The sequence below is a fragment of the Streptomyces sp. NPDC058579 genome, from assembly GCF_042718575.1.
GTDB lineage: Bacteria > Actinomycetota > Actinomycetes > Streptomycetales > Streptomycetaceae > Streptomyces.
Map to the genome: position 1 here is coordinate 172,946 of NZ_JBHXPI010000004.1, position 21,032 is coordinate 193,977.

The following is a 21,032-nucleotide window of genomic DNA, read 5'->3' on the forward strand; positions in this document are numbered from 1 at the left end:
TTTCTCACCACAGTCCGCTGAAGAGGGCCGGCAGCGCGCCGAGCGCGAGAGCGCTCACGCCCCGACGCAGCCATCGGTATTTCGCGGCGAGCACGACACCGTGCACGCTCGCCTGTTCGAGAAGCCAGTCGGTGACGTCCACGCCGGACGCCGTGAGCCGGTCGCGCAGGACGTCCGGCCCTGTCCCCGCCGTGAGTTCGCGCAGCAGGGTGCGGTCGGCGCCGACGCGGGTACGCGGCAGCACCACCGAGACGAGCATCAGGACCCCGGCCGTCCACAGCACTCCGGCTCCGACGAACAGGGCCAGACCCGCGCCCGATGAGGGCAGCGGACCGGGGTCCCGGGAGAAGACCACCGCCAGGAAGGCGAGGGCGCCGGAGAGCAGGATCGCCGCCTTCGTGTCGGCCCGGCCGATGTCCTCACGGACGGTGGTGAGGAGCCGCTCGGCCATGAAACGGAGGTCGGCGGCGTCCGGCACGGATATCGATGCGGGCGCGGGGGTCGGGGTGGGCGTGGGCGCGGTCATTCCGTGTCCCAGTCGTCGAACTCGGAGCTGGGTCGGCGGGCGGGCCCCCGGTCGTCGAAGTCCCGGTCGTCGTGGCGCCTGTCGTCGTGCCGCCCCTCGTCATTGCGCCGGCGGCGGGCGCGGTCGCGCTCGGAGGACGACTGGACGCGGGTCGGCTCGTACACGGTCCGTTCCTCGTCCCGCGCCTCCCTCGAACCCTCGTCCCGCGTGTCCCGCGCCCCCTCGTCCCGCTGCTCGTCCTCGTCGCGCTCGTCGTCGCGCCACGGCGGTGCGACGGGCTCGGGTTGCCCCTGCCCCCTGTCCAGGGCCGCCCTTCCACGGCCGGAACCGGGTGGGTTGAGGACCCGCTGGGCGACCCCGCCGAGGACCGAGCCCGTGCTCTCCCGCAGGAACTCCAGTACCTGGTACATCGGTTCGCCGATGTCGTGCCGCTCCAGGACCCCGGTGTCGAGCAGGCGGTTGAACACGGCCAGGAAGTCGGCCTGCCCCTCCCGCTTCTCGTGCTGGAGCTCGCGCCTGATCTCCCACTGCTTGTCGGGGTTCATCGCCATGTGGTGGGCGATCTGCGCCAGGTCGCCTCGCCGGAACAGCTCTTCGAGCTCGCGGGCCCGTTCCGCGACGAGCCCCCGCTCGCCCAGCTCCTTGAGCCGCTTCTGCTCCAGCTCTCGCTCGTCGACCTGGATCGACACCTCGATGATGTCCCGCTCGCCGACCTTCTCCTTGATGGCGTCGGCCAGGTCGATGAAGACCAGGACCCGTACGCGCAGCCCCAGGTCCTCGCCGAGGCTGAAGCGCCCGGAGCTCAGCTCCTCGCGTACGGCCTCGTCGGCGCGCTGCGCGTCGGTGAGCCTGAATCGGCGGGACACCGCCCGCAGCCCGTCCAGGAGGTCGTCGCGGATCAACTCGGCCACGTCCCACACCTGTTGGGTGACGACGAGGTACGGGTCCGCCACCTCCCACACCACCCGCGCGGCGGCCTGGAAGAAGATGCCGTCCCCGGATGCGGGCAGGCTCAGCTCGAACTCGGTGACATGGCGGCCTGTCAGCACCTCGAAGACGGTGTACGGGGAGCCCAGGAGGGGCTTGTTGGTGTCCTCGGTGCGGTCGGGCCACATGATGCGGTGGCCGCCGTTGCGGTAGAGCAGCACGGCCGCGACCGCGCCGCTGGTCCGCTTGTACGGAGGCGCGACCTCGCGGGCCAGCGGCCCCACGGCCTTCTCCCCACCCGACTGCCCTGACTGCCCCGACTGCTCGGGCTGTTCCTGCTGCCCGCGTCGCTGCCCGCTCTGCCGCTCCACGTCTCGCTGTCCGTCCCTCTGCCCCTGCTGTCCGCGCCCGGCCTGCTGACCGCGCTGCTGCCCCCGCGCTCCCTGCGCGCCTTGTGCGCCCTCTGCGCCCTGTGCGCCCTGCTGTCGCCGCTGTCCCTGTCCGCCGCCCTGGCCGCCCTGCCCGCCGTTCTGGTTCCGGGGGTCGTTCATCGCTCGGCTCCTTCCGCCACCGCGTCCCACATCCGGCCCGCGGCCCGCCGGTCCATCGGCCGGTCCCGGTCGCCGACCAGTTCCTTCAGCAGCCCGCGCAGCCGGTCGCGGTCCCTTCGCGTCACCCCGAGCAGCGGCAGCAGCCGGCACACGTGGTCCAGCGCCTCCTCGTCGCGCGACGCGCGGCGAAGCAGGCTCCCCAGGCCGTCGAGGGCCGCCTCGCCCGAACGGCCGGTGCCGAGGGTGTGGCGCAGCAGCCCCGCGAGGTGCGGCGCGAGGGAGGGGTGGGTGGCGAGCAGGGCCACGAGGAGCGGCCTGGCCGCGTGCGGCTCGAGCTCGGGCACGTCCCGCAGGCCCCAGAGGTGGGTGGTCCGGAACGTCAGCGTGTTCAGCATGGAGACCAGGACCAGGTTGGCGAGGTTGAGCCGCCCGTCGCGGAGCCAGGCCGCCATCCGCCGCACGACCGGCTCCGGGTCGCCCGAGGCGAGCAGCCGTACGACGCTGAAGGAGGCCGTGCCGATGACGTCCACGTCGGTGGCCTCCCGGCGGCGCACCACGCGCGCGAGCGCGTCGAGCGAGCCCGTCACGGTCCCGGCGGCGAGGACGTAGCCGTGGGTGAGCAGGACGGTGTCGAGGAGCTCGTCGTCCTCGCCGTTCGCCCAGTCCTTCAGGACGGCGACGACGGCCGGCTTCACGCGCGGGTTGCGGGCGGCCTCGGCGAGCGCGGTCGCGGCCGCCATCCGCGGTACGGCGCTGTCCATGGCCGCCATCGGGGCGATCAGCTCGCCGAATCCGTAGATCCAGTCCCAGGAGCAGAGCACGCCCGCGGCGATGGAGGCCCGTACCCACACCTCGGGGCGCGGGTCGTGGCAGAGCGTCCGGAGCCAGCGGGAGACCGGGCCGCGCACGTTGTGGTAGCCGTCCCAGATCTCGGCGAGGACGGCCGGAGCCAGCGCCTCGCCCTGGAAGCGGATGGCCCGGACGGGCACCTTGACGGACCCGAGGTCGAGCTCGCCGTCCTCCAGGACCGAGCGGGCCAGGACGGGCCGGCTGTCGGCGTGGGTGCCGAAAAGGCGCCGCCCCGGCGGCTGTTCGGGGTCGAGGGTGGCGGCAAGCTCCCAGGTGAGGAGTTCGGCGGCCTCGGCGGCGATGCTGTACGCCGAGCCGTTGAAGACGGCGACGGCGATCCGGAACGCGGTCGCGTTGAGGGCGGGCAGCGCCTCCGGGAGCGTGCCGGGCCGGTCCGCGCCGGCGAACCAGGAGCGGGCCTGCGCGCGGACGAACGCCGAGCAGTCCTCCAGGAGTTCGGCGTCGGTCAGCTCCTCCTTCTGCCGCCTCGCCAGGTGGTCGGCGAGCCGGGCGGCCTCCCGGGGGCGCAGCGCGTCGAGGCCGAGGGCCTTGGTCACGTCCGCGCGCGTGGCCAGGGCCCGCGCGCCGTCGAGGGCGCCCTCGGGCTCGCCCCGCAGCAGCGTCCGCAGGTGGCGGTGGAGGACCTCGTGGGAGGGCGGCGGCGGGCAGTACATCCCGTACCGTCCGCGCAGCAGCCGGTCGGCGAGGTCGCCGCTCTCGACGAGGACGACTCCGTACGCCTCCTGTTCGCGCAGCTGCTCGCTGAACCGGTCGAGGTGCAGTTCGGAGAGGCGTACGCGGGTCCTGCGGGGCCTGTCGTGGCGCTCGTCGCGGCCCCGGTGCGGCTCGTGCTCGGCCCGGCCGTCGTCGGAGGGCAGTTCGAGCAGGTGGCCGAAGCCCCGCTCCAGCGCGGCGGTGTCGATCTCGTCGACGCGGTGGCGGGGGTCGAGCCGGTTGACCTTGTGGTCGGTGACCTCGGAGAGCACGGCGAGGGCGGTGGCCTTGCGGCCGCTGCCGGGTTCGCCGCACAGGACGAGGAGGCGGTTGCCGCGCAGGAGGTCCCGCATCCGGGCGTAGCCGGGCACTTCGCGGTACACGTCGTCCAGGTGCTGGAGCGTCTCCTGCGGGACGGCGCCCTGGACCAGTTCGGGGCGGGTGCCCGACCAGAACTGGGTGATCCACTGGTTGCCCTCGTAGATGTGACCGTCGCCGCCGATCTCGTACGTACGGCCGGCGGGCCGGGGCGCGAGGGTGCGCAGGGCGGCCCGCGCGGTTCCGGCGCCGCCGGTGCCGCCCACTCCGTCGACCGGGCTGCGGCCGGCCCGCTCGAAGGGGCTCAGCTCCGGGGCGGGAGCGGTTTCGGTGCCTCCTTCGGGACGCTCGGGGCCGGAGGTCTCGCCGCCTCCCGTGCCCCCGGACCCTCCCGAGCCGCCGGGGGACGCGTCGTCCCGGGACTCCTCCGGGGCCGGGGCGTCGTCCTGATCGCTCATGCCGTCTCCCCCTCTGCGGCGGCGGGCCGGTCCTTGCGGATGCCGGTGATGCCGCCGTGGATCGTGTTCCGCTCGAACACCTGCATGTCGCCCCCGGCCTGGTACTGCCGCAAGAGCTCAGGTGCGGGTACGTCGGTGGGCGGTGGGCCGTCCCCCCGCGCCGGCCCACCGCCGGTCTGTGCGCCCCCCGGGGCCGCCGGGGCCGCCGGGAGCGGCGGGGCCGGGAGGCGGGGGATGTGGAACCAGGCGAGCTCGTCGGTCTCCTTGGAGCGCACCCGGGCCTGCCGGTAGTGCGCGGGCTCGACGTAACGTCCGCCCTCGACCACGACGTTGGAGTAGAGCCAGTCCGAGACGACCACGAGCAGGTCGGCCTCGGGCGCCGCGGTCATGATCTCCTTGGCCGTCGGGCTGTCGCAGAGCCGGCAGGCGAGGTCGACCGCCCGTCCGACCAGGCCGTGGCCGTCCTCCAGGACGAGGCCCGCGTTCATGCCGACCCGTATGCGCAGCCGGTCGCGGCGGTTCGCGTTGTGCTCGCGCAGGCTCTCGTACAGGGTGTCGATCCACCGCCCGAGGACGAACATCGGCGGTACGTCGGGGCGCAGCGCCCCGAGGATGCCGTCGCCGCGGTCCTCCTGGTGGACGGTGTCCGGTTCGACGCCGATGGCGGCGTACGCCTCGCCGAAGGCCTCGTACATGGTGGCGCGCATCAGCCGTTTCGCGTCCATGCCCAAGGTGCCCGATCCGACGGCGTCGCCGAAGACGACGAGCCGGTGGATCGCTCCGGCGCTCGCTCCCGCGCTCGCTCCCGCAGTGCTCACTCGGACTCCCTGTGTGTGCCGTGGTGCCGTGGTGACGGGTCAAGACTGGCCGCGCGCGGCGGCCCGGGCTGTAGCCGTTTACACACCGGGCGGAGATTTCTCCGCCGGGCTCGTACGAGGTGATCCGCCCTGGGCCAGCAGGATCAGGACGGGCATGTCGAGGACGACGACCCGGCGGTTGGCGGTACGGACGACGTCCTGTTCCCGCAGCAGCCGCAGGGCCTTGGCCACCGCCTCCCTGGTCGCGCCGACGGCGGCGGCCAGGTCGTGCTGGTGCAGCGGGAGTTCGAGTACGGTCCCGGTCTCGGCGCGCCGGCCCGCGCGCTCGGCCAGTTCGACCAGGCGGGCGGCGAGCCGCTGGAGCACCGTCTCGGAGGCGAGGGCGCGGCGCTCGACGTCGGCGCTGCGCAGCCGGGCGGAGAGCTGCCGCATGATCAGCGCGGTGGCGTGCGGGTGGGTGGCGAGGAAGTGCCGGAAGCGGTCGCCGGAGACGGCCACGGCCTCCACGCGGCCGAGGGCGGTGACGGTGGCGCTGCGCGGGCGCCGGTCCACGGCGGCGAGGTCGCCGACCACCTCGCCCGCGCCGCGCAGGGCGAGGATGAGCCGGGTGCCGCGCTCGGTCTCGACGGAGACGACCGACCAGCCCGAGGTGAGCGCGAGGACGTACGCGGAGGTGTCGCGCTCGCGGATCATCACCTCGCCGGGCTCGTAGGCACGCGGAGTGCCGGCGGCGAGGAGTGCCGTGCGGTCCTGGTCGGGGAGGGCGTGGAGGAAGGAACGGTCCTGGCCGAAAAGACTCACCGTCGCTCACCCCCCGCTCTCGCCCGCGCGGCCTTTCGGCCACGTGACGAAACCGCTCCGCCTGCGCGCTCATGTGTATGGGTCTCACCTCACGTGACGAGCGCAGCCACTCTGTTGACGCTGCGTCACGCCGTGGGGTGAAGAACGCTAGGTGCTGGTGCGAATACTCGCCAACGAGCATGGGGGGCGCAGGGGAGCGTTGCTATCCAGCCCCCTGCGCCCCCCGTGGCGGCACCGTCGCGATCACGTCACAGACGCGGGTCCACCGGCTCGGACTCCAGTGCGAGCACCGCGAAGACGGCCTCGTGGACCCGCCAGAGCGGCTCGCCCTCGGCGAGCCGGTCCACCGCTTCCAGGCCGAGCGCGTACTCGCGCAGGGCCAGCGAGCGCTTGTGGCCGAGGAAACGGTTGCGCAGCCGCTCCAGGTTCTCCGGGCGGGTGTACTCCGGGCCGTAGATGATCCGCAGGTACTCGCGGCCACGGACCTTCACGCCCGGCTGGACGAGCCGGCTCTTGGCGCCGCGGACGAGCGCGGCGAGCGGCTTGACGACCATGCCCTCGCCCCCGGCGGCCGTCATCTCCAGCCACCAGTCGACCCCGGCCCTGACCGACTCCTCGTCGCCCGTGTCGACGATCAGCCGGCGCGTGACCTGGAGCAGACCGGTCGGGTCGGCGTCGACGAGCCGGTCGAGCCACCCGAGCTGCTCGTCGTGCGGCACGGCCGTCAGCGCGCGCCCCCGCGCGGCGAGGATCTGGAACGGGGCGAACCGCACCCCTTCCAGGCCCTGCGTCGGCCAGCAGTACCGCCGGTACGCCTCCGTGAACGCCTCGGCGTCCGCGGCGCGTTCGCGCTGCTTGGCCAGGAGCGCGTCCACGCCCGCGACCCCGCGCGCCGCCGCCTGCTCCAATGCGCCCAGCGCGCCCGGGAAGACGGCGCGGGAGGCCGCGCCGACGGCCGCGTACTGCGAGCGCAGCAGCCCGGCCGACTTCAGCGACCACGGCATGAGCTCGCCGTCGAGCAGCAGCCAGTCCGTGTCGAGGCTCTCCCAGAGCCCGGCGGCGGTGATCGCCGCCCGCAGCCGCGCGAGGACCTCCTCGGTGACCGCCTGGTCGTCGAAGAAGGGGCGTCCGGTACGGGTGTGCAGCGCACCGGTCACTCCGGTGACCCCGAACCGTTCGCGCGCCACGTCCTCGTCCCGGCAGACCAGGGCGACGGCCCGCGAGCCCATGTGCTTCTCCTCGCACACGACCCGCTCGACGCCGTCCGCCCTGTACTGCGCGAACGCCTCGGCCGGGTGCTCCAGGTAGCCGTCCCGCTTCGAGGTCGCGGTGGGCGCCATGGTCGGCGGCAGGTAGGCGAGCAGGCGCGGGTCGACCGCGAACCGGCTCATGACCTCCAGGGCCGCCGCCGCGTTCTCCTCGCGTACGGACACGTTGCCCATCTGCCGGGTCTCCACGATCCGGCGTCCGTGCACGTCGGCGAGGTCCAGCGGCCGGCCCTCGTGCCCGCCGGGCGCCTCGGTGGCGAGCGGCCGGGCGGGCTCGTACCAGACCTTCTCCGCCGGTACGTCGACGAGTTCACGCTCCGGCCAGCGCAGCGCGGTCATCTTCCCGCCGAAGACGGCACCCGTGTCGAGGCAGATGGTGTTGTTGATCCACGAGGTGTTCGGGACGGGCGTGTGGCCGTAGACGACGGTGGCCTTGCCGCGGTACTCCTCCGCCCACGGGTAGCGCACGGGCAGCCCGAACTCGTCGGTCTCCCCGGTCGTGTCCCCGTACAGCGCGTGCGAGCGCACCCGGCCGGAGTTCCGGCCGTGGTACTTCTCCGGCAGACCGGCGTGACAGACCACGAGCTTGCCCTCGTCGAGGACGTAGTGGCTGACGAGCCCGTCGATGAACGTGCCCACCTCGGCGCGGAACTCCTCGCTCTCGCGCCCCAGCTGCTCGATGGTCTCGGCGAGGCCGTGGGTCTCCTGGACCTTGCGGCCCTTGAGCCAACGACCGAGCTTGTTCTCGTGGTTCCCGGGCACGCAGAGCGCGTCCCCGGCCGCGACCATGGACATGACCCGGCGCAGGACGCCCGGGCTGTCCGGTCCCCGGTCCACGAGGTCGCCGACGAAGACGGCCGTACGGCCCTCGGGGTGGTGGCCGTCCTCGTAACCGAGCCTGCCGAGCAGCGTCTCCAGCTCGGAGCGGCAGCCGTGGATGTCACCGATGATGTCGAAGGGGCCTGTGAGGTGGCGCAGGTCGTTGAACCGCTTCTCCAGGACGACCTGGGCGCCCTCCACCTCCTCGACGCTGCGCAGGACGTGCACCTTGCGGAAGCCCTCGCGCTCCAGGCCGCGCAGCGAGCGGCGCAGCTCGCGGCGGTGGCGCTGGACGACGTGCCGGGGCATGTCGGCGCGGTCGGGGCGGGTCGCATTCCGTGCCTGGCAGACCTCCTCGGGCAGGTCGAGGACGATCGCGATCGGGAGCACGTCGTACTGGCGCGCGAGCTGGACGAGCTGGCGCCGCGCCTCCTGCTGGACGTTGGTGGCGTCGACGACGGTCAGCCGTCCCGCCTCCAGGCGCTTGCCGGCGATGTAGTGCAGGACGTCGAAGGCGTCCCGGCTGGCGCTCTGGTCGTTCTCGTCGTCGGCGACCAGGCCCCGGCAGAAGTCGGAGGAGATGACCTCGGTGGGCTTGAAGTGGCGGCGCGCGAACGTGGACTTGCCGGAGCCGCTCGCCCCGATCAGGACGACGAGGGAGAGGTCGGTGACGGGCAGCGTGCGGCTGGTCTCGTTGGTGTTCATGCCTGCTCCTCCTTCGAAGTAGTCAGATCGGGCTTCTGGGCGAAGACGGCCATCTGGGTAGGCGGGCCGACCTCGGGGTCGTCGGGTCCGACGGGTGTGAACTCGACTCCGTATCCGTACTGTTCGGCGACGCGGCCCGCCCAGGCGCGGAACTCGTCACGGTTCCACTCGAAGCGGTGGTCGCTGTGCCGGACGTGTCCGGCCGGGAGGGACTCCCAGCGGACGTTGTACTCGACGTTCGGCGTGGTCACGAGGACCGTCCGGGGGCGCGCCGAGCCGAACACGGCGTATTCGAGCGCGGGCAGCCTGGGCAGGTCGAGGTGCTCGATGACCTCGCTCAGGACCGCCGCGTCGTAGCCGGTGAGCCGCTTGTCGGTGTACGCGAGGGAGCCCTGGATCAGCTTCACCCGGCCGGCCTGCCGCTCGCCGAGCCGGTCGAGCCGCAGCCGGCGCCCGGCGACGGTCAGGGCGCGTACGGACACGTCGACGCCGACGATGTCGGTGAAGCGCACGTCCTTGAGCAGCGCCTGCACCAACTGGCCCTGGCCGCAGCCGAGATCGAGCACGCGCGTCGCGTCGGCGGCGCGCAGCGCGGCGAGGATCGCGTCCCGGCGCTGCACGGCGAGCGGCACCGGCTTCTCCTCGGTGTCGGTCGTCTCGTCGACGGCGTTGTCGACGTCCTCGACGTCGAGGTCGTCGGCCTCGGCGAGGCGGGCGAGCTCCAGACGCTCCATGGCGTCCCGGGTCAGGCCCCAGCGACGGGAGAGGTAGCGGCTGGTGATCAGCTTCTGCTCGGGGTGGTCGGCCAGCCAGCCGTCGCCCGCGCGCAGCAGCTTGTCGACCTCGTCGGGCGAGACCCAGTAGTGCTTGGCGTCGTCGAGGACGGGCAGCAGGACGTACAGCTGGTTGAGCGCGTCGGCGAGCCGCAGCTCCCCTTCGAGGACGAGGCGCACGTAGCGCGAGTCGCCCCACTCCGGGAACGCGGTGTCGAGCGCCACCGGCTCCGCCTCGACCGTGTCCCAGCCGAGGGGCCCGAACAGCTTGCGGACCAGCTCGGCCCCGCCGCGCGCGGGCAGCGCCGGGACCTCGACGCGCAGCGGCAACGGCGCGGCGGCCCGCTCGGGCATCGCCTTGCAGGCGCCGTGCAGGGCGCTCTTGAAGACGGTGGCGAGCGCGACGGCGAGCAGCGAGGACGCGGCGTAGGGCCGGTCGTTCACGTACTGCGCGAGCGCGGAGTCGGGGGCACCGCCCCGCCCCTTGCCCTTGCCGCGCCGCACCAGACCCACGGGGTCGATCTCCAGGAGAAGCGCGGCCGTACACCGCTCGGCGCTCGCCTCGGGGTAGAGGACGTGCGCCGTGCCGTGCGAGGTCGAGAACGTCTGCGCGTTGTCGGGATGCTTGTGCAGCAGAAAGCCCAGATCGGTCGCGGGACGTTCGGGGGTGCCGGTGGTACTGATCGTCAGGAACACGTGTCCGAGTATGGTCCGATATCCCGGCTCCGACCAGGCATTTTCCCGCTGAACGGCTCCGCGCGGCGCCTACACCTCTCGGTACTCCACCGGGTCGGCGGCCGGGTCGTGGGCGCGGTAGCGGGCGAGGCGCTCCAGGAGGGTGCCCGGGGCCTTGTCGCCTACGGTGGCCAGGAGGGCGTAGAAGGGCACTTCGCCGACGCCGTCCCTGACGGTGGGCTGGTTGACGAAGGGCCGCTCCAGGTAGATGTTCTTCTCCACCTCTTCCCGGGGGATCCCCTCCGGGGCCTCACGGTAGGTCCAGGCCCCGTGCCGGTGGCGGACGGCGACCTCGCCGACGTACCAGACGGCGCCCTGGACGAACGGGGTGTCCTCGGCGGCCCGGTACGCGTCCTTGGCGGTGAACCGTTCCACCATGAGCCGCCCCAGGGTCTCCAGCGACTCCGGGGAGAAGTCCCAGGCCCCGGGCCCCGCGTCCGCCGCCCAGGCGGGGAAGTCGTCCCGGCGCTCGGTGAGCCAGCCCGCGAGCCAGGGGTGCGGGGCGTCGGCCGCCCACGGGTCGAGGCCGGGGGTCGGTTCCTTGGCGGGCTTCCAGCCGGGTTCACGCTCGCGGTGCGCCGCGACCGCCGCGCGCAGTTCGTCGGCGGCCTCGGTGAACGCGCCGGAACGGTCGCCCTCCTGCGCGGAGATGATCAGCTCCAGGGGGTCGAGCGGAGCCAGGCCGAGCGCGGGGTCGGGCAGCACGACCGGGCGGTCGGCGGCGCTCATGGCCCAGCGGCCGCCGCCGACCGCCATGAGCGCCTCGCCGAGGTAGGCCATCGCGCCCTGGAGGAAGTCCTGCGACTCGGGCGTGCCCTCGGGCTGGTACGTGAAGACCAGGGCGTCCTCCAGCAGGCGCAGCGACTCCTGCGACATGTCCGGGGTGAAGTCCTCGGGGGTGTACCAAGTGTCGAGCCGCATCACGCGGGCCGGCACGTCGTCGATCCACGCGGCCAGCCGCTCGCCCTCTGCGGCGCCGTTCGTGGGTCCTTCCGCGGCGCCGCTCGTGGTCCCGTCCGTGGTGCCGTTCGTGGTGTCAGACATGCCCGCCACTCTAGACAGGATGCGCCCAACCAATCCGAAGTGGCAGACTGGACACACGAGTTACGTTCCAAAACCTTGGCGTGTCCCTGCCACTTTCTTCACACACCCCTCCTATCGTGAGTGGCCATCAGGTCACTTCCACGGGGGCCGTGTCCTGATATCCGACCGCATGCACCTTCAACCCGTGGCCCCCTGACCATGGGACCGATCATCTTGACCACCGCCAGACCACGGCGCTCCAGTTGGTTCGGCCGCGCGGCCGTCCTGGCGTTGAGCGTCGGCATCCTCTCCGGCAGCCTGCCGCTCCTGGACAACGTCCAAGAGGCCCAGGCCGCGCCCAAGCGCTGTACCGAGATGTACCAGACGCCCAACTCGGCACCCCGGCTCGGAAGCCTGCCCGGCTTCAAGGCCCCGGGGAAGTACCAGTGGCGCACCCTCGGGGACACCAAGCGCACGTACTCCTTCGACAACCCGCGCAAGCGCCTCTCGGGCCTCGACCTGCCCAGCGCCGAGGACCTGGACAAGATCCTCCCGGACCCGAGCAAGTACCCCAACGCCTCCCCGGAGCACGCCTGGGCGTACTGGAAGCAGAACCAGGCCGGGAAGTCGCCCTACAAGGGCACCTTCAACGAGTACGTGAACAGCTACTACACCAACGGCGAGGCCAACAGCCGGGGCGGCAACGCCTACGAGGCCGAGGTCGCCCGGTACTTCAAGCTCGGCGGGCAGAACTGGTACTGCCAGTACTCCATGGCCGAGGAGATGCCGGAGCTCTTCCGGGAGCTCGTCGAGGAGCTCGGCGAGGACAACGTCAAGAAGGACCGCCGCTTCGACGCGATCAAGACCAACGGCCGCGACAAGATCATCTACGAGTTCAAGTCCGGCACGAAGCAGATCGACACCAAGCAGCTGCTCGTCGACCAGGCCCTGGGCAAGCGTGGGTACAAGGTCGTGTACGTCTTCGGTGAGCCGCCGAGCAAGGCCGTCGAGGCACGCCTCCGGGCGCACGGCCTCTCCTGGTACCAACACCGCGCCACGCCGGACGCCCGGTACACACCGCACCCCCAGTACACCCGTCAGGACCCCGCCTTCAGCGGCAGGACCTGCCCCACCGCGACCACTCTGGCCTCGGCCAAGGCGGCCGGCTGCGGCAGCTCCCGGGGCGCGGCGAACGACTTCGCCCGCAACTCCGGCCGGACGAAGGAAGAGGCGCAGCGCCGCCAGGCGGCGGCCCGGCAGGCGCCCGGCGCGCCCTTCCGGATGCGGGGCCCCGGTGGCATCGACTTCACCACCATGGAGCTGCGGTACATCACCGAGCCCGTCAAGGGCAAGGGCATGGACTACGGCTTCAAGGCCAAGATGAACGACGACGAGGACGAGAACCCCTCGTGGGGCGGCGGGGCGAAGATCGACCTCTCGTCCGACACGATGTTCACGTGGCTCGCCCTGCACCCCAACCGGTTCTGGGTGAACCTCAACCCCGACCAGCCGGACCAGGTCACCGACGACAAGCTCGCCAAGACCGACGCGGGCCGCATCCTGCTGGAAGCCGACCTGGAGATGAAGCACGACCTGTCCCGGGTGATGGTCCCGGACAACCCGGTCGGCAACCGGCTGTGGGACTCGTTCCAGCACGTCAACGGCGCGCCCTGCTGGAAGACGTACCGGTACTACATCGAGCCGGCCCCGGCCCAGGTCCGCGAGGAGGACGGCAAGCTCTACATCCTCGACGCGCCCATGGACGTGAAGGCCGCGAAGATCGACTTCGACGAGGGCTTCAAGTGCAAGCAGCCCGAGTCGGTCCAGGAGTACAACTTCCGGCAGATCCAGGAGATCGCGATCCCGGAGGTCGAGAAGCTGGTCAACACCGCGCCCCAGTACGCCGATCTGCGCAGCGTCTACACCTCTCGGATCGCCGCCGAGTGGATCAAGCAGCGGGACGCCGTGAAGCCCGGTGACTTCCACGCGCTCATCGGCTCGGATGACGCGACCGCCTGGCCCTCGCGCACGAAGTGGGACCGCGACAAGGTCTACGCGGACTACATGAAGTCGTACCGCGAGGGTGACTTCCACTTCAAGCGGACGTACCCGCAGGACGGTTCGGTCCTGGAGTTCTCCTTCTACCTGGGTGGCGTGGACTTCTCCAAGCAGCCCAAGCAGAACATCTCGAAGGCGCGCTTCCAGGCCGAGAACCCGGACATGCCCGACACGGTGAACGCCGCCGTGAAGTCGACCACCGCCTACGCCGACACGGACACCGCCTTCCTCGGCGGCAACAACACCGGCAAGGACTCCGGCGGCACCGACCCCACGCCGACGCCCACCCCGACCAAGCCGGGTCCCGACCCGACCGACAAGCCGACGACCCCGGCCCCGAGCCCGTCGACACCGGGCAACGGCAACGGGAGCGGCGGTCAGACCCCGCCCGCGAAGGACCCTGACGGCGGGCTCGCCGACACGGGCTCCGACACGCCCGTCGGCCTGATCGTGGGCCTCGCCGCCGTCCTCGCGGCGGTGGGCGCGGGTCTGCTCTGGTGGAAGCGCCGCCGCACCATGGCCGACGGCTGACCCACCACCCACTGAGCACCACTCTCGGCCCCGTACCCGCACCGGGTACGGGGCCGAGTCACGCCCGTCAGGGCGCAAGGGCGGCGGAGAGGGCCGCGATACGGTCCGGTCCCACGCGGCAGCAGCCGCCGATCAGCCGGGCCCCGGCCGCCGGCCAGTCCCGCATCCGGTCCGGGTCGAAGGAGCCGGTACCGCGCCAGGCCCGGGCGCCGGCGTCCCACTCCTCCCCGCTGTTGGGGTAGACGACGACCGGCTTCCCGGTGGCCCGCGCCGCGATCCCGACGGCCCGCGCCGCGTCCGCCGGCTCGCAGCAGTTGACCCCGACCGCGAGCACCTGCTCGTTCCCCGCTACGAGCCCGAACGCCTCGGCGAGGCCCTGCCCGGCGCGCGTCCGCTCGCCCGCCACGGTGTACGAGAGCCAGACCGGCACCCCGCACCCCTCGACGGCCCGCAGCAACGCCTCCGCCTCGACCGCGTCCGGCACCGTCTCCAGGGCCAGCACGTCCGGCCCCGCCGCCGCGAGCGCCTCGACCCGGGGCCGGTGGAACCGCTCCAGCTCGCGCACGGTCAGTCCGTACCGGCCCCGGTACTCGCTACCGTCGGCGAGCATCGCTCCGTACGGCCCCACCGACGCGGCCACCCACACCGGTGCCACCGCGCCCTCCCCCGCCGCCCGGGCCAGCTCCACGCTCCGCCCGAGCAGCCGCGCCGCCTCCGCCCGGGCCACCCCGCGCCGGGCGAAGCCCTCGAAGGTGGCCTGGTAGCTCGCGGTGATCAGCACTCGCGCGCCCGCCCGCACATAGGCGGTGTGCGCCGCCGCGATCTGCTCGGGCCCGTCGGCGAGCAGCCGCGCCGACCACAGCTCGTCGCTCAGGTCACAGCCCTGGGCCTCCAACTGGTTGGAGAGCCCGCCGTCGAGGACGAGCACCTCGCGGGCGAGCGCCTCGGCCAGGGGGTGGACGGGCCTCATCGGTGCGCCTCCGTTCAGCCGAGCTGCGACTGGACCTGGGCGGAGATCAGCTCCAGGTGGTCCAGGTCGGACAGGTCGAGGACCTGGAGGTAGATCCGGGACGCCCCGATCGCTCCGTACCGCCCGATCTTGTCGACGACCTCCTCGGGCGAGCCGGCCAGACCGTTCGCCTTCAGCTCCTCCACGTCCCGCCCGATGGCCGCGGCCCGGCGGGCCACCTCCGCGTCGTCCTTGCCGACGCAGACCACCAGGGCGTTGGAGTACACCAGCTCGTCGGCCCGGCGCCCCGCGGCCTCGGCGGCGGCCCGGACGCGCCCGAACTGCCGCTCGCTGTCCTCGATCGAGGCGAAGGGGATGTTGAACTCGTCGGCGTACCGCGCGGCCAGCCGCGGCGTGCGGGTCGCGCCGTGCCCGCCGATGAGCACCGGGATCCTGTCCTGGGCGGGCTTGGGGAGCGCGGGCGAGTCCGCGAGCTGGTAGAACTCGCCCTCGTAGGAGAACTTCTCGCCGAGCTTCGTGTTCCAGAGCCCCGTGACGATCGCGAGCTGCTCTTCGAGCCGGCCGAACTTCTCCTTGGGGAACGGGATGCCGTACGCCCGGTGCTCCTCCTCGAACCAGCCCGCCCCCAGGCCCAGTTCGACCCGGCCGCCCGACATTTGGTCGACCTGGGCGACCTGGATGGCCAGGACACCTGGGAGCCGGAACGTGCCGGCGGTCATCAGCGTGCCGAGCCGGATCCGCCGGGTCTCGCGGGCGAGGCCGGCCAGGGTGATCCAGGCGTCGGTCGGCCCGGGCAGCCCGTCGCCGGAGCCCATGCTGACGTAGTGGTCGGAGCGGAAGAAGGCGTCGAAACCGAGGTCCTCGGTGGCCTTGGCGACCGTGAGCAGGGTGTCGTAGTCGGCCCCTTGCTGGGGCTCGGTGAAGATTCGAAGATCCATGCCTCCATCCTGCACCGACGGGCGGCCGTCAACCTCTCCGTCAGCCCGGGGGCCGGTCCTGCCCGGTCGGGTGAATATCGGGCCCTGTGGCGGGCCGCGTCCCACCCGGCCAGTGACCGTGGCCCGGCGCGCGTCGTTGGCTCGGGCGGTGCCGGACCGCCCGGCGCCCGCGTGCCGGCGGCCGCTGCCGGTGCGACGTGCTCCCGTGTGGCCCTCCCTTCGGGGGAAGGGCCTGGGCCGAGGAGGCCGCCATGTCCCAGGAAGCCGCGCCCGAAAGGGCGCTGCCCGAGCAGCCGGTGCAGCAGTCCGTGCCCGAGCAGAAGGGCTCCGGCGCCCCCAAGGGCCTGCTGCAGCAGATGGAGGAGCTGATGGCGGCGCTCACCGCCGACCTGTCGCAGCTCGACGCCGACCTCCAGTCCTCGTCGGACCGACTGGAGAGCGAGGGCCAGGAACGGAGCCAGGCGAACGACGAGCCCCGAGCCCGGTGACGCCGACCCGGCCGCCGCCGCGCGCGGTGACGCCGACCCGGCCGCCCGCCGGCGACTCATGACGACGCCCCCGCCGGACCCGCCCGGCCCCGAGCGGCATCGGGCGGCCGGTCCCGCTCCCGGATCGCGAGTCGCCGCAGCATCCCGCGCACCCGGTCGTTCGACTCGTCGGCGGCGTCGATGGCCTCGATGCACTGCCAGTACAGTCCCTCCTCGTCGGTCGCGCAGGCCACGCCCACCAGGGCGATCCCCACTTCCCCGAGCAGCGCGCCGAGCGCGGTCAACGCCACGCGTGGCTCGACCACTTCGGTGAGCTGGGCGGCTCTCGGTCCGCCCGTCCCGAGCAGCGGACAGTCGGGCACCATGCCGCGCCCGCCGCCGATCTCGCTCAGCCCTCGCGCCTCGCTCCGCAGCTCCTGCGGTCCGCAGAGGGCGAGATGACTCCCTATCGCCTGGGCGAGGGCCTGGGCCTGCCAGGCCTCCGCCACGATGTCCAATGCCGTCCCCGCTCCCGCGAGCGCGTGCCGGCCTGCCGCGATCAGTCGCTGCGCTTCCATGTACGCCGCCCCCGTTCGTACGACTTACTGCCCACTGACTCCATTACCCAGCGTGAAGGCGCCTGAGCCCCCACGCCAGAGGAATTCGGAAATCTGTGGACAGTAGGCTCGATGGGGAAATCCCGATCACTCCGAAGAGTGACGAAAACCGTTTTCGGTGGCGCTCCCGTCCCGTTCCTCGTGGGTCGGGGGCCGTCGGGCCGGGAATCGGAGTTCGTTCCTGTCGATCTTCGCCGCCAGCGCGGCGAGCGGGTCCACGCCCAACACCTCGCAGAACTGCAGCAGATACGCCAGCACGTCGGCGACCTCGTCCTCGACCCGGTGGGCGGTGTCCGGGTCGTCCATCACCCGGTCCGCCTGCTCGGGCGTCAACCACTGGAAGATCTCCAGGAGTTCGGCCGCCTCCACGCTGAGCGCCGCCGCCAGGTTCTTCGGGGTGTGGTACGGCTGCCACTCCCGCGCGGCCGCGAACTCGGCCAGCCTGCGCTGCAATCCCGCTACATCCAGTTCACTCACGCCCCAGGTCTACCACCGACACCCCCGGTGTCTCGCGTGCGTACCGCGCCGCCGGCTCCCCCACCGAGCCCACGAGCCGGATGTGCCCGCCGGAGGCGATGTCGGCGGCGAGCCCGAGCAGCGCGCGGAGCTGGCGTCCGTCCAAGGACCGGTCGAGGCCGTCGGCGAGGACCGTCAGGGTCCGCATCGCGGCGGGCACCTCGCCGAGCTGGTCCATGGCGAGCACCCCGGGCCCGGTGAGCAGGACGAGCGCGAGGGCGAGATAGCGCAGTTCGCCGTCGCCGAGCCGGCCGAGCGGGGTCGCGAACGGTGCCCGGCGCGGCGCCGGGACCACGGCGGCCCCGGCCCACCCGGACGCGCCGGACGCGCCCGGCCGCACGGCGCCGCCCGGTGCGCGCTCCAGGAGCGCCCGTACCGTCGCGTCGGGCAGCTCCTCCACCCGCAGCCCGGTCACGATCCCCGCGCACCCGGCGCCCGCGACCACCGCGAGCCGGGCGTGGCGGCGCGGGCACTCGGAGGCGGTGCGGTGCAGGACCTCCGCCAGGTTGTCGCAGCCGCGCAGCAGCCGGCCCTCGCCCATCGGCACGGATCCCCGCATCCGGGCGGGCTCCGGATCGCAGGGGAACACCGAGCGCAGCGCGACGACCACCTGCTCGGCGGCGGCCAGGACCTCCAGCTGCCCCTTCGTCTTGCCTGCCACGCGCAGCGGCAGCAGCGCGGTGCCGAGGAGGTCGTCGGGGAAGGGCGCCCGGGTGACCGGCGTGGCGCCCGCGGTGTGCCACTCGGCCTGGACGGCACTGCGGCCGGGGTCGCGCAGCGCGGTGGTGAGGAGCGTACGGCCGCGGCAGGTGAGGCGTTCGCCGACGATACGGAGCGTGGGTTCGGCCTGGACCGCGAGGTCGAGGCGGACGGGTCCGGCCGGGCCGTCGACGGTGCAGCCGATCCGGAAGCCGCGCCGCCCCTGGGCGTCGGGCCGGGCGTGTTCGGGTACGTGGGCGACGGCGTCGGGGAACGCGGCGGCCAGGTCCTCCCCGGCGCCGAGCCGGGCGAGCGCCTCGTAGGCCCGCAGGGCGCTGGACTTGCCGCTGCCGCTCGCCCCGGTGAAGAGGGTGACGGGGCCGAGCGGATGGACGGCGGCGCGGTGCGCGGCGAAGGCGGAGAGGCGGAGCTCGGTGACCGTGGGGCGGGCGGGCCGGCGCGCGGAGGCGTCCATCAACTGCCGCAGCGCGTCCCGCCGCGCGGCCCGCGTGCCGGAACCACCGGGACCGCCAGGACCGCCGGAACCGCCGGGACCGCCGCCGGAACCACTTGATCCACCCACGGGCGGACCGCCACCACCCACCGGAGCCCGCTCCCCCGCGGGGCCGCGTAACGGTGCCCGGACCGGGGTCGTACAGGCAGGGGAAGCGGCGGAGGCGGAGGGGAAGGAGGAGACGGAATCGGGCGTGTGGCCGCCGGTGGAGTCCATGATCGGACCGTACGCAGCCCCGTGGATGACGAACCGTTACGCCCTGTCCATCTTCCTACGATCGGGGGACGGCCGCCCCGGCCACGTCCTCCCCGGCCTCCGCTTCGGACGTGCCCTCGACCTCCGTACCGGCGGGGGCGAGCAGGAAGACGTTGCGGTCGACCCGGTGCATGCCGCTGCCGAGGCCGAAGACCACGCCGCTGCTGAAGTCCAGGATGCGCTTGGCCACTTCGGTGTCCGCGCTGGTCAGGTCGAGGAGGACCGGGATCCGGGCGATGAGGTACTCGGCGACCTCGCGGGCGTCGGCGAAGACCTGCACGCGCAGGACGACCATGCGGCGCTGCTCGGCGGCCTCATAGGGGTCGGGCATGGTGCGGTGGTCGACTCTGGACGGCCATTCGTCGCGGCCGCGCAGGGGGACGACCTGGGCGAGGCCCTCCCACTGCGCGTCGGTGACGTCGTACCTCTCGTACCTACTCATGCGCCCATCCTCCCGTTTCTCACCCGTTCGGCCCAACACCGACACGAGTGGACTCTGACGGCCCGTTCGCGGAGGGCATCAGCGTTCGACCGGCAGTCCGCGCGGTTCCTTGACCCGCTTCATGATGATCTGCGAGTTGACCTCCGTGACGCCGGCCAGCGAGGTGAGTCGCTCGATCCAGAGGCGTTCGTACGCGGCGAGGTCGGCGACCGCGATGCGCAGGAGGCAGCCGGGGCTGCCAAAGAGGCGGTAGGCCTCGATGACGTCGGGGATGGCCTGCAGGGCCTCCTCGAAGGCCTCGACGGTCTCCCGGTCGCGCCGGACCTCGATCGAGACGAGGACCTCGAAGCCGCGCCCCACGGCGGAGGGGTCGATCACGGCGCGGTACCCCTGGATCACCCCGTCCTCCTCCAGCTGCCGCACGCGCCGCAGGCACGCGGAGGCGCTGAGGCCGATGCGCTGGGCGAGCTCCAGATTGCTCAGACGGCCGTCGTCCTGAAGCTCACGCAAGATGCTGCGGTCGATCCGGTCCATGACGCAATTATGCATGCGGGAATTCACGATTCCGGCGCGGAACTCGCAATCGTATTCCATACAAGCTGAACTATCGTTGCGAAGGCGACTACCTTCGATCTCCGGGACAGACACCCATGCAGTGGACACGCGACGACCGGCCCCGCCGGATCACCCTCATCAGCACGGGCGGCACCATAGCCAGCCGCTGGCAGGGCACCGGTTACGCCGCCGACGCGTCGGGCGACGACGTCCTGGCCACCTCGGCGCTGCCCGAGGGCGTGGTGGTCGAGGTCGTCGACCTGTTCAACGTCAACAGCTCCCGGATGACCTCCGTCCGCCAGCTCACCCTGCTGCACGCGGTCCACGCCGCGCTCGCCGACCCGGGCGTGGACGGCGTCGTGGTCACGCACGGCACGGACACCCTGGAGGAGTCCGCCTTCTTCCTGGACCTCCACCACTCCGACCCCCGCCCGGTCGTCTTCACCGGCGCGCAGCGTCCGCTCGGTACGGGCGACGGCGACGGCCCCGGCAATGTGTACGACGCCCTGCAGGTCGCCGCCTCGGTGCGCGACCTGGGCGTGCTCGTGGTCTTCGACGGCCGGGTGCACGCGGCGCGCGGCACGGTGAAGACGCAGACCCTCGCGGCGGACGCGTTCGCGGACCCCTCCGAGAGCGTCCTCGGGAAGGTCGGCTTCGGCAGCGTGCACATCCGCCGCAGCCCGGACCGCCCCACTCCGCTGCCGCTGCCCAAGGCCACGGCCACGGCCTCCGCCGACGCGACTGAGGAGCTGCCCCGGGTCGACGTGGTCATGCACCACAGCGACGGCGACCCGCTCTTCCTGAACACCTCCGTCGCGGCCGGCGCCGGGGGCGTCGTGCTCGTCGGTACCGGGGCGGGCAACGCCACCCCCGAGATCTCCGCGGCCGTCGGCGCGGCCGTCGCCGACGGCATCCTGGTGGCCCTGAGCACGCGGGTCCCCGCCGGCCCGATCGCCGAGCTGTACACCGGCGGCGGGGCCGTGGACCTCGTGGCCGCCGGAGCCGTACCCGCGGGGACGCTGCGTGCGGGGCAGGCCCGGATGGCCGTCCTGGCGACGCTCCTCGCGGACGTCTCCGCCGAGCGCCGCCCGGCGCTGCTGCACAGCCTCCTGAACGGCCCGGTCCGCCCCGAGCCCGCCCTCGCGGCCTCCGGCGCCCGCTCCTCCAGCGCCTCCTGACGGCGCC

Annotated in this window: 18 protein-coding genes; 3 read left to right on the forward strand and 15 right to left on the reverse strand. The window is 72.9% G+C overall.

All coding sequences use genetic code 11. The features are described 5' to 3' along the window. Positions 1–4: 4 nt before the first annotated feature. The 8 genes from ACFWRO_RS07830 to ACFWRO_RS07865 all read right to left on the reverse strand — a co-directional run bounded on the left by ACFWRO_RS07830 (position 5) and on the right by ACFWRO_RS07865 (position 11,306). A complete protein-coding gene (locus ACFWRO_RS07830; RefSeq protein ID WP_384505823.1) occupies positions 5–526 on the reverse strand; it encodes a Pycsar system effector family protein in 522 nt (173 codons plus the stop codon). After that, complete coding sequence (locus ACFWRO_RS07835; protein ID WP_384505825.1) at positions 523–2,004, reverse strand: hypothetical protein; 1,482 nt, start codon at positions 2,002–2,004, stop codon at positions 523–525. The genes ACFWRO_RS07830 and ACFWRO_RS07835 overlap by 4 nt, the downstream gene beginning before the upstream one ends. Then, positions 2,001–4,343, reverse strand: coding sequence for a hypothetical protein (locus ACFWRO_RS07840; protein ID WP_384505828.1), 2,343 nt, complete (start codon positions 4,341–4,343; stop codon positions 2,001–2,003). The genes ACFWRO_RS07835 and ACFWRO_RS07840 overlap by 4 nt, the downstream gene beginning before the upstream one ends. Beyond that, positions 4,340–5,161, reverse strand: a complete 822-nt coding sequence (locus ACFWRO_RS07845) for a hypothetical protein (protein WP_384505831.1) — start codon at positions 5,159–5,161, stop codon at positions 4,340–4,342. The genes ACFWRO_RS07840 and ACFWRO_RS07845 overlap by 4 nt, the downstream gene beginning before the upstream one ends. 78 nt (positions 5,162–5,239) lie before the next feature. Beyond that, on the reverse strand, positions 5,240–5,962 hold the full coding sequence (locus ACFWRO_RS07850; RefSeq protein WP_384505834.1) for a Crp/Fnr family transcriptional regulator: 723 nt from the start codon (positions 5,960–5,962) through the stop codon (positions 5,240–5,242). Between the two features lie 248 nt (positions 5,963–6,210). Then, positions 6,211–8,754, reverse strand: a complete 2,544-nt coding sequence (locus tag ACFWRO_RS07855; protein ID WP_384505837.1) for a polynucleotide kinase-phosphatase — start codon at positions 8,752–8,754, stop codon at positions 6,211–6,213. Beyond that, complete coding sequence (locus ACFWRO_RS07860; protein ID WP_384505840.1) at positions 8,751–10,223, reverse strand: 3' terminal RNA ribose 2'-O-methyltransferase Hen1; 1,473 nt, start codon at positions 10,221–10,223, stop codon at positions 8,751–8,753. The genes ACFWRO_RS07855 and ACFWRO_RS07860 overlap by 4 nt, the downstream gene beginning before the upstream one ends. A gap of 69 nt (positions 10,224–10,292) precedes the next feature. Further along, positions 10,293–11,306: a hypothetical protein gene (locus tag ACFWRO_RS07865; protein WP_384505843.1), complete on the reverse strand. Its 1,014-nt coding sequence runs from the start codon at positions 11,304–11,306 to the stop codon at positions 10,293–10,295. Positions 11,307–11,519: 213 nt separating this feature from the next. Between ACFWRO_RS07865 and ACFWRO_RS07870 the strand changes: the two genes are divergently transcribed. After that, positions 11,520–13,874: an LPXTG cell wall anchor domain-containing protein gene (locus ACFWRO_RS07870; protein WP_384505846.1), complete on the forward strand. Its 2,355-nt coding sequence runs from the start codon at positions 11,520–11,522 to the stop codon at positions 13,872–13,874. Positions 13,875–13,941: 67 nt separating this feature from the next. On the opposite strand, the gene mmuM is transcribed toward ACFWRO_RS07870, so the two are convergent. Next, on the reverse strand, positions 13,942–14,844 hold the full coding sequence (mmuM, locus tag ACFWRO_RS07875) for a homocysteine S-methyltransferase (protein ID WP_384505849.1): 903 nt from the start codon (positions 14,842–14,844) through the stop codon (positions 13,942–13,944). 14 nt (positions 14,845–14,858) lie between these two features. Beyond that, the gene (locus ACFWRO_RS07880; protein ID WP_384505852.1) at positions 14,859–15,782 is read right to left on the reverse strand and encodes an LLM class F420-dependent oxidoreductase; all 924 of its coding nucleotides are present in this window, start codon (positions 15,780–15,782) and stop codon (positions 14,859–14,861) included. A gap of 251 nt (positions 15,783–16,033) precedes the next feature. Between ACFWRO_RS07880 and ACFWRO_RS07885 the strand changes: the two genes are divergently transcribed. After that, entirely contained in the window at positions 16,034–16,270 is a 237-nt protein-coding gene (locus ACFWRO_RS07885) for a hypothetical protein (RefSeq protein ID WP_384505855.1), read from the forward strand. A 56-nt stretch (positions 16,271–16,326) separates the two neighbouring features. On the opposite strand, the gene ACFWRO_RS07890 is transcribed toward ACFWRO_RS07885, so the two are convergent. From ACFWRO_RS07890 to ACFWRO_RS07910, 5 genes are all read right to left on the reverse strand, one after another. Next, positions 16,327–16,827 carry a DUF6099 family protein gene (locus ACFWRO_RS07890; protein WP_384505858.1) on the reverse strand — a complete coding sequence of 167 codons (501 nt, stop codon included), beginning with the start codon at positions 16,825–16,827 and terminating at the stop codon, positions 16,327–16,329. 126 nt (positions 16,828–16,953) lie between these two features. Continuing rightward, entirely contained in the window at positions 16,954–17,343 is a 390-nt protein-coding gene (locus tag ACFWRO_RS07895; protein ID WP_384505860.1) for a nucleotide pyrophosphohydrolase, read from the reverse strand. Further along, on the reverse strand, positions 17,336–18,556 hold the full coding sequence (locus tag ACFWRO_RS07900; protein ID WP_384506328.1) for an ATP-binding protein: 1,221 nt from the start codon (positions 18,554–18,556) through the stop codon (positions 17,336–17,338). Before ACFWRO_RS07900 ends, ACFWRO_RS07895 begins: the two co-directional genes overlap by 8 nt. A 310-nt stretch (positions 18,557–18,866) precedes the next feature. Next, positions 18,867–19,292 carry a cell division protein SepF gene (locus tag ACFWRO_RS07905; protein WP_384505863.1) on the reverse strand — a complete coding sequence of 142 codons (426 nt, stop codon included), beginning with the start codon at positions 19,290–19,292 and terminating at the stop codon, positions 18,867–18,869. A gap of 78 nt (positions 19,293–19,370) precedes the next feature. Further along, positions 19,371–19,826, reverse strand: coding sequence for an Lrp/AsnC family transcriptional regulator (locus ACFWRO_RS07910; protein ID WP_384505866.1), 456 nt, complete (start codon positions 19,824–19,826; stop codon positions 19,371–19,373). Positions 19,827–19,942: 116 nt separating this feature from the next. Here ACFWRO_RS07910 and ACFWRO_RS07915 point away from each other — a divergent pair, with 116 nt between their 5' ends. Continuing rightward, the gene (locus ACFWRO_RS07915; protein ID WP_384505869.1) at positions 19,943–21,025 is read left to right on the forward strand and encodes an asparaginase; all 1,083 of its coding nucleotides are present in this window, start codon (positions 19,943–19,945) and stop codon (positions 21,023–21,025) included. Positions 21,026–21,032 lie beyond the last annotated feature (7 nt).